Genomic DNA, 8994 nt, shown 5'->3' with positions numbered 1-8994 from the left:
ACGCCCTCGCACACCTCCACACCACCGGCACGCCCGTCGACTGGACCAGCTGGTACCCAGCAGACCCCACCCCCCACCCGGTCGACCTCCCCACCTACGCCTTCCAACACCAGCACTTCTGGCTGGCCGCGCCGGCATCGGGTACGGCGGCCGTCACCGAGGCCGCGGCGGCGGACCAGGAGTTCTGGGAGGCCGTGGAGCGCGAGGATCTGGACGCGCTGGCGGCGACGCTCGACTCCCCCGCGGATCAGCAGCCCATGCTCGGTGCGTTGTTGCCGACCCTCTCGGCCTGGCGACGCCACCACCGGGAGCAGTCGGTCATCGACTCCTGGCGATACCGGACCACCTGGAAGCATCTGCCCGAACCTTCCGCGCCTCCCGCGCTCTCCGGGACCTGGCTGCTGATCGTTCCCGGCGGCCAAACGGACCACCCCGTCGTGCGGATGGTGACGCAGGCCCTCGTCTCCCACGGCGCGACGCCACTCCCGAACACTGTCGAGGCCGAGGGCGCCGACCGGGACACCATCGCCCACGCACTCGACGCGGCCGCCTCCGGTATCGATGTCAGTGGAGTGCTGAGCCTGCTCGCGCTCGACCAGGAGCCCCATCCCGACTTTCCCGCGGTACCCGCCGGACTCGCCGCGACCACCGCACTCCTTCAGGCGTTGAATGACACCGGGATCGACGCGCCCCTGTGGTGCCTCACCCAAGGTGCCGTCGCCGCCACCCCCGGTGAGCCGCTGCCCCATCCGCTCCAGTCCCAGACCTGGGGGCTGGGCCGGACGGCCGCGTTGGAACACCCGCGGAGCTGGGGCGGTCTCATCGACGTTTCGACCGTAATCGACCACCACACGGCGCGCCGTCTGGCCACCGTCCTCGTACCGGGCCAGCCGGAGGACCAGGTCGCGATCCGCGGCACCGGCAGCTACACCCGGCGTCTCGTTCGCGCCACCGCACCGGCCACGGCACCCACCACCTGGCAACCCTCCGGCACCACCCTCATCACCGGCGGCACCGGCGGCCTCGGCGCACAGATAGCCCGCTGGCTCGCCCACCACGGCGCACCCCGACTCCACCTCATCAGCCGCAGCGGCCCCGACGCACCCGGAGCCACCCAACTCACCCAAGAACTCACCACACTCGGCACCCACGTCACCATCACCGCCTGCGACGCCGCCGACCACAACGCACTGCGCGAACTCCTCCACACCGTTCCGGCCGAACACCCCCTCACCACCGTCATCCACACCGCCGGGACATCCGACACCGAGCTCCTCGCCGATCTCGGACCGGACCGGCTGCACCACGTACTGCGTTCCAAGGCACTGGCCGCCACCCATCTGCACGAGCTCACCGCGGACCTGGACCTCTCCGCGTTCGTGCTCTTCTCCTCCGGGGCCGCAGCCTGGGGCGGCAGCCGACAGAGCGCCTACGCCGCGGCGAACACCTACCTCGACGCACTCGCCGAACACCGCCGCGCCCGGGGACTCCCCGCCACCAGCCTGGCCTGGGGCCCCTGGAGCGACGCCGGAATGGCCGCCGACGAAACGGCCCGTGCCTTCTACAGCCGGCGCGGACTCTCGCCGCTCAGCCCGGATCTCGCCCTCGCGTCCCTGCGCCACGCGCTCAACCACCGCGACACCACCGTGACCATCGCGGACATCGACTGGGCGACGTTCCCCGCCACGTTCACGGCTCAGCGTCCCAGCCCCCTGCTCTCCGAACTCATCCCGGCGCCCACCGGCCCGGCCGATCACCGTGATGGCGCGGCCGCCTCCCCGCTGCTCCAGCAGCTCGGCAGCAGTACTCCCGCCGAGGGACACCAGCTTCTGCTCCACCGGATCCGGTCCCTGGCGGCCACGATCCTCGGCCACGCGGGCCCGGACGCCATTCCGCCCGCCCAGCCGTTCCAGGAGCTCGGGTTCGACTCCCTCACCGCGGTCGAGCTGCGCAACCAGCTCACCGCCACCACCGGTGTCGAACTGCCGCCCACTCTGGTCTTCGACCATCCGACGCCCGACGCCCTGGCCGCGTATCTGCGTGGTGAACTCACCGGTGGACAGACGGCCGTCACCACGCACACGCCCACCGCGGCCGCGCTCGACGAACCGATCGCGATCGTCGGAATGGGCTGCCGCTTCCCTGGCGGCGCCCGTACCCCCAAGGAGCTGTGGGACCTGGTGGTGGCGCGCCGGGACGCCATCGGCGAAATGCCCACCGACCGTCACTGGGACCTGGACGCGCTCTTCCATCCGGACCCCGAGCACCCGGGGACGAGCTACGTCCGCGAGGGCGGGTTCCTTTACGGGGCGGGCGAGTTCGACGCGGCCTTCTTCGGTATCAGCCCGCGCGAGGCGACGGCGATGGATCCCCAACAGCGGCTGCTCCTGGAGACGGCGTGGGAGACCTTCGAACACGCGGGGATGGACCGGGACGGGCTCAAGGGCAGCAACACCGGTGTCTTCGCGGGAGTGACCTCACAGGACTATCTGTCGCTCACCGGCGATACGGCGAGCGACGTGGAAGGCTACGTCGCCACGGGGAACATCGGCAGTGTGGTGTCCGGCCGGGTGGCGTACTCGTTCGGCCTGGAGGGGCCCGCGGTCACGGTGGACACCGCGTGCTCGTCCTCCCTGGTGGCCATGCACCTGGCCGCCCAAGCACTGCGGCAGGGCGAATGCACGCTGGCCCTGGCCGGTGGCGTCACCGTGATGGCGACCCCCGGGGCATTCATCGAGTTCTCTCGGCAGCGCGGGCTGGCCTCCGACGCCCGCTGTAAACCGTTCGCCTCGGCGGCCGACGGCATGGTGTGGGGCGAAGGTGTCGGTCTGGTGCTGCTGGAACGGCTCTCCGACGCGCGGCGCAACGGTCACCGCGTGATGGCTCTAGTCCGCGGCTCGGCCGTCAATCAGGACGGCACCAGCAACGGACTCACCGCACCCAACGGACCGTCTCAGCAGCGCGTGATCCGGCAAGCACTCGCCAACGCTCAGCTGACCCCCGCGGACGTGGACGCCGTCGAGGCCCACGGCACGGGGACCACCCTGGGCGACCCGATCGAGGCCCAGGCACTCCTGGCCACCTACGGCCAGGAACGGGACGCCGGGCAACCGCTGTGGCTGGGTTCGGTCAAGTCCAACATCGGACACACGCAGGCCGCTGCCGGCGTGGCGGGTGTCATCAAGATGGTCATGGCGATGCGCCATGGGCTGCTGCCCGCCTCGCTGCACATCGACGAGCCCAGCCCCAACGTGGACTGGACCGCGGGTGAGGTACGGCTGCTCGACGAGGCGACGCCGTGGCCCGAGCGCGAACGGCCACGTCGCGCGGGTGTCTCGTCCTTCGGCATCAGCGGCACCAACGCCCATCTGGTCCTTGAGCAGGCACCCGAGGAGCTCGAACCCCGCGAGCCCGCACCCACGTTCACACCCGTCGGGGGTGTGCCGTGGCTGCTGTCCGCCCAGAGCGACCAGGCGTTGCGCGGTCAGGCGGCCGCGCTCGCCGAACGGCTGGGCGAGGCCCCGGAGGCGGCACCGGTCGAGGTGGGCTGGTCACTGCTGACCTCACGGAGCCTGTTCGACCACCGGGCCGTGGTCATCGGTTCGGAGCGCGGAGATCTGGTGGCGGGGCTGGAGGCTCTGGCCTCGGGCGAACCGCACCCGGGCGTGGTGAGTCCCGGAGGGGTCACGCCCAGGGCGGGCCACACGGTGTTCCTCTTCAGCGGACAGGGCAGTCAGCGGCCGGGAATGGGCGCCGAACTGTATGACCGCTTCCCCGTCTTCGCCGAAGCCTTCGATGAAGTCTGCGCGCTCCTCGATCCACATCTCGAATGCCCCCTACAAGAGCTCGTCTTCAGCACCAGCCCCGAAGACGCGGAGCTGTTGGACCATACGACCTATGCCCAGGCGGGTCTGTTCGCCCTGCATGTGGGGCTCGCGCGTCTGCTCGCCTCGGTAGGTGTCCACCCGGACGCGGTGATCGGCCACTCCATCGGCGAAATCGCGGCAGCCCACATCGCCGGAGTCTTCAACCTCCCCGACGCCTGCCACCTCGTCGCCACACGCGCCACCCTCATGGGCCAACTCCCCACAGGCGGCACCATGGCCACCATCGCCGCCACCCCCGAAGAACTCACCCACGACCTCGCCGAACACGAAGGGCGCATCAGCATCGCCGCCCTCAACACCCCCGGCAACACAGTGATCTCCGGACCCGAAGAGCTGGTGAACGCCATCAGCACCACCTGGGCGGAACACGGCCGCAAAACCAAGACACTCAGCGTCAGCCACGCCTTCCACTCACCCCTGATGGACCCCGTCCTGGCCCCCTTCACCAAAGCCATCTCCGGACTCACCTACCACCAACCCACCATCCCCCTCATCAGCAACCTCACCGGCCAACCAGCAACCGCCGACATCGCCACCCCGGAATACTGGGCCCAACACATCCGCCAACCGGTCCACTTCCACCCCGCCATCACCCACATCGCACCCCACACCACCACCTTCCTCGAAATCGGCCCCGACCCCGTCCTCACCACCGCCACCCAACACACCCTCCACCACCTCAAGAAAGAAAACCCCGAACAACACCACGCGCCCCTGACCACCACGACCCTCAACCACAAACAACCCGACACCCACGCCCTCACCCACGCCCTCGCACACCTCCACACCACCGGCACGCCCGTCGACTGGACCAGCTGGTACCCCACCACCCCTCCCCCAGCCACCCTCGAACTCCCCAGCTACGCCTTCCAACACCAGCGCTATTGGTTGGCGCCGCCCGCCCGCACGGCCGATGGGGAGGGCGTGGGCCACGAGGATCCGGTCGAGGCGCGGCTCTGGACGGCCATCGAGGAAGAGGACGTCGACACCCTCACCACCACCCTCCAGCTCGACAAGGACAGCCCCGGTATCACCGCCTTGCTGCCCGCCCTCCCCGTGCTCTCCACGTGGCGGCGGCAGCACCGGGAACAGAGCGCCATCGACGCCTGGCGCTACCGGATCGCGTGGGAGCGCCTGTCCGAGTCCGCGACGGCTCCGGCCCTGGCCGGTACCTGGCTGGTCGTCGTGGCGTCGGGGATGGAGGACCACCCGACCGTTCACACCGCCACCGAGGCGCTCCGCGGCCACGGCGCGGAGCACCGGACGCTGGCCGTCAACGGCGCCCCCGCACACAGTGACGATCTCGCACGGCAACTCGCCGACGCATCGGCAGAGTCCACGGTGGCGGGCGTACTGAGTCTGCTGGCCCTGGACGAGTCGCCGCATCCCGACCATCCGTCCGTGTCCGTCGGGCTGGCCACCACCACCGCCCTCGTCCAGGCCCTGGCTGGGACGGAGGAGACGGGGCCCCTGTGGTGCCTCACCCAGGGAGCCGTGGCGACCGCCGCCGGTGAGCCGCTCCCCCATCCCCACCAGGCACAGATCTGGGGTTTCGGCCGGGTCGCCGCCCTGGAGCACACCCGGCTGTGGGGTGGTCTCATCGATCTGCCGACGGCGATCGACAGCGAGACTCCGGTCCGTATCGCGCGGTGTCTGGTCGAGGACCAGCCGGAGGACCAGATCGCCATTCGCTCCGGTGCGTTCGGGCGCCGTCTCGAGCGGGCTCCGGCCACGGCTCCCGTGGGCACCGGCTGGCGGCCGACGGGTACGACGCTCATCACGGGTGGCACCGGTGGTCTCGGTGCTCATGTCGCCCGCTGGCTGGCCGACCACGGCGCGCCCCGACTCCACCTCGTCAGCCGCAGCGGCCCCGAAGCACCCGGAGCCGGCGAGCTCGCCGAGGAGCTCACCGCGCTCGGTACCGAGGTCACCGTCACCGCGTGCGACGTCTCCGACCGTGACGCGCTGCGCGAACTCCTGCGCGCCATCCCGGCCGAGCATCCTCTCAGCGCCGTCATCCACGCTTCCGGCACCCCGGAGAACGCACCGCTCGCCGAGCTCGACCTGGCTCATGTCGACGATGTCCTCCGCCCCAAGGCGCTCGCGGCCACCCATCTCCATGAGCTCACCGCGGAACTGGACCTCTCCGCGTTCGTCCTCTTCTCCTCCGGGGCCGCCGCCTGGGGCAGCAGCCGTCAGGCGTCCTACGCGGCCGCCAACGCGCATCTCGACGCACTCGCCGAACACCGCCGCGCCCAGGGCCTTCCGGCCACCAGTCTGGCGTGGGCACCGTGGAGCGAGGCGGGTATGGCGGCGGACGACGCCGTGATCGAGTATTACCACCGGCGCGGGATGCGGCCGCTGGCCACCGATCTGGCGATCAAGTCCCTCCAGTGCGCTCTGGACCAAGGCGACACCGCGATCACCATCGCGGACATCGACTGGACGACCTTCCCGGCCGGTTTCACCGCACAGCGGCCCAGCCCGCTCCTCGCCCCGCTGTCGCCCAGCGCTCCGCCGGATGCGGGGGCCACGGAGTCCGCAGCGGCGTCCGGCGCCCTGCGGCAGCAACTGGCCGAGAGCACTCCCGTCCAACAGCACCATCTTCTGCTGCGCCACATCCAGACCCATGCCGCGGCCATCCTCGGCCACTCCGGTATCGACGCCGTTCCGCCCGCCCAGCCCTTCCAGGAGCTCGGATTCGACTCCCTGACCGCGGTCGAGTTCGGCACCCGGCTGTCGGCCACCACCGGTGTCGACCTGCCGCCCACCCTCATCTTCGACCACCCCACGCCCAAGGAGATGGCCGACTTCCTGCGGGAGCGGCTCGTGGACACGGAGGTGACGTCCGAGGGGCGGTTGCTCTCGGAGCTCGACCGGTGGGACGCCGGGTCGGAGCCGTCGGCGGTGGACGTGTCGGCCCGCCGGAGGATCGCCGGACGGCTGCATCTGCTGCTCGCCAAGTGGGACGACACGGACCGCGCGTCCGACGGGACCACGGCGCACAGCGAACTCGAGACAGCGACGGCAGAAGACATCTTCGAGCTCATCTCCGACGAGTTCGGAAAGTCGTGAGTCCGATGACCTCCATCCTCCGCGCCGCGCCAAGGAGCCCCAGCTAGATGTCGAATGAAGAGAAGCTACTCGACCACCTCAAGTGGGTCACCGCCGAGCTGCGCCAGACGCGGGAGCGGCTGCGCGAGGTCGAGTCCGCCGAGCCGGAGCCCCTCGCCATCGTGGGGATGGCCTGCCGCTATCCGGGCGGGGTGCGGTCGCCCGAGGAGCTGTGGCGGCTGGTGCGGGACGGCGGTGACGCGATCTCCCCGTTCCCGACCGACCGGGGGTGGAACGCCGAGGAGCTGTACGACCCCGATCCCGAGCGGTACGGGAAGTCCTATGTGGACCAGGGCGGCTTCTGCCATGACGCGACCGAGTTCGACGCGGCGTTCTTCGACATCAGTCCACGTGAGGCCGCGGCGATGGATCCCCAGCAGCGGCTGCTGCTGGAGACCGCGTGGGAGGCGTTCGAGCGCGCCGGACTCAATCGCCGTGCCCTGAGCGGCAGCAACACGGGCGTGTTCGCCGGGGTGGGCTCCCATGACTACCTGTCGGTCATCGGCGACATCACCAGTGAGGTGGAGGGCTATGTCGGGGCGGGCAACCTCGGCAGTGTGGTGTCGGGCCGGGTGGCGTACTCGCTCGGTCTGGAGGGGCCCGCGGTGACGGTGGACACCGCGTGTTCGTCGTCGCTGGTGGCCATCCATCTGGCGGCCCAGGCGCTGCGCCACGGCGAATGCGATCTGGCGCTGGCCGGCGGTGTGGCCGTGATGGCCACCCCGGGCGCGTTCATCGAGTTCTCGCGGCAGCGGGGGATGGCACCGGACGGCCGCTGCAAGCCCTTCGCGGCCGCCGCCGACGGTACGGGCTGGGGTGAGGGCGCGGGGCTCGTCGTACTGGAGCGGCTGCGTGACGCGCGTCGCCGTGGCCATCGTGTGCTGGGACTGATCCGCGGGTCGGCCGTCAACCAGGACGGCGCCAGCAACGGGCTCACCGCGCCCAACGGGCCGTCCCAGCAACGGGTGATCCGCCAGGCGCTCGCCAACGCCCGCCTGTCGGCCGCCGAGGTGGACGCGGTGGAGGGGCATGGCACCGGCACCACCCTGGGCGATCCAATCGAGGCCCAGGCGCTCCTGGCCACCTATGGGCAGGGCCGGACAGCGGACCAGCCGTTGTGGCTGGGGTCGGTGAAGTCCAACCTCGGCCACACCCAGGCCGCCGCGGGTGCGGCGAGTGTGATCAAGATGGTGATGGCGATGCGGCACGGACTGCTGCCCGCCTCGCTGCACATCGACGAGCCCACCCCGCACGCGGACTGGGGGGCGGGTGAGGTGCGGCTGCTGACGGAGGCCCGTCCGTGGCCGGAGGGTGAACGGCCACGGCGGGCCGGGGTGTCGGCGTTCGGTATCTCGGGGACGAACGCACATCTCATCCTGGAGCAGGCACCGCCGGCGCCGCTCATGGCATCGGTGACACCCGTCTCGAGGAGCGCCGCCGCGGACGGTCCGGTGCCGTGGGTGGTGTCGGGGCGTACCGGGGTGGCGTTGCGCGCTCAGGCTGCGGCACTGGCCGAACGGGTTTCGTCCGACGTTGAGTTGACCGCCGGCGAGGTGGGCTGGTCGCTGATCAGCACCCGGTCGGCATTCGACCACCGCGCCGTGGTCATCGGTGAGAACCGCGAAGAACTGATGGCCGGGCTCGACGCCCTGGCGGCCGGGGCGGCCCACCCCGGTGTGGTGGACGCCCACAGTGCCATGGCCGCCCAGGGTGTCGAGGGCTTCGGCGGAGCCGGCGGGGACAACGGTGCCGGGCCGGTGCTGGTGTTCCCCGGCCAGGGCTCGCAATGGGTGGGTATGGGTGCCGGACTGCTGGAGACCTCACCCGTCTTCGCGGCCCGGATCACCGAATGCGAACAAGCCCTCACACCCTACGTCGACTGGTCCCTCACCGACGCCCTGCGCGGCGGCATCGACACAACCGACCTCAGCCGCGTCGACATCATCCAACCCATCCTCTGGGCCGTCATGACCTCCCTCGCCGCCCTATGGGA

The 8994-nt window shown here is 70.8% G+C and carries 2 protein-coding genes; both read left to right on the top strand.

Going from position 1 to position 8994, the window contains the following annotated elements:
* Positions 1–6962, top strand: a 6962-nt coding sequence (locus tag NMK44_RS41490; RefSeq protein WP_254753325.1) for a type I polyketide synthase, incomplete at its 5' end; no start/stop codon positions are given.
* A 47-nt stretch (positions 6963–7009) separates the two neighbouring features.
* Positions 7010–8994 (top strand): type I polyketide synthase (locus NMK44_RS41485; RefSeq protein ID WP_254753323.1); only part of this gene is annotated, 1985 nt, incomplete at its 3' end.

Source organism: Streptomyces cucumeris (genome assembly GCF_024295805.1).
GTDB classification, from domain to species: Bacteria; Actinomycetota; Actinomycetes; order Streptomycetales; family Streptomycetaceae; genus Streptomyces; species Streptomyces cucumeris.
The sequence above is the reverse complement of the archived record's forward strand: the minus strand, read 5'-3'. Positions and strand labels throughout refer to the sequence as shown.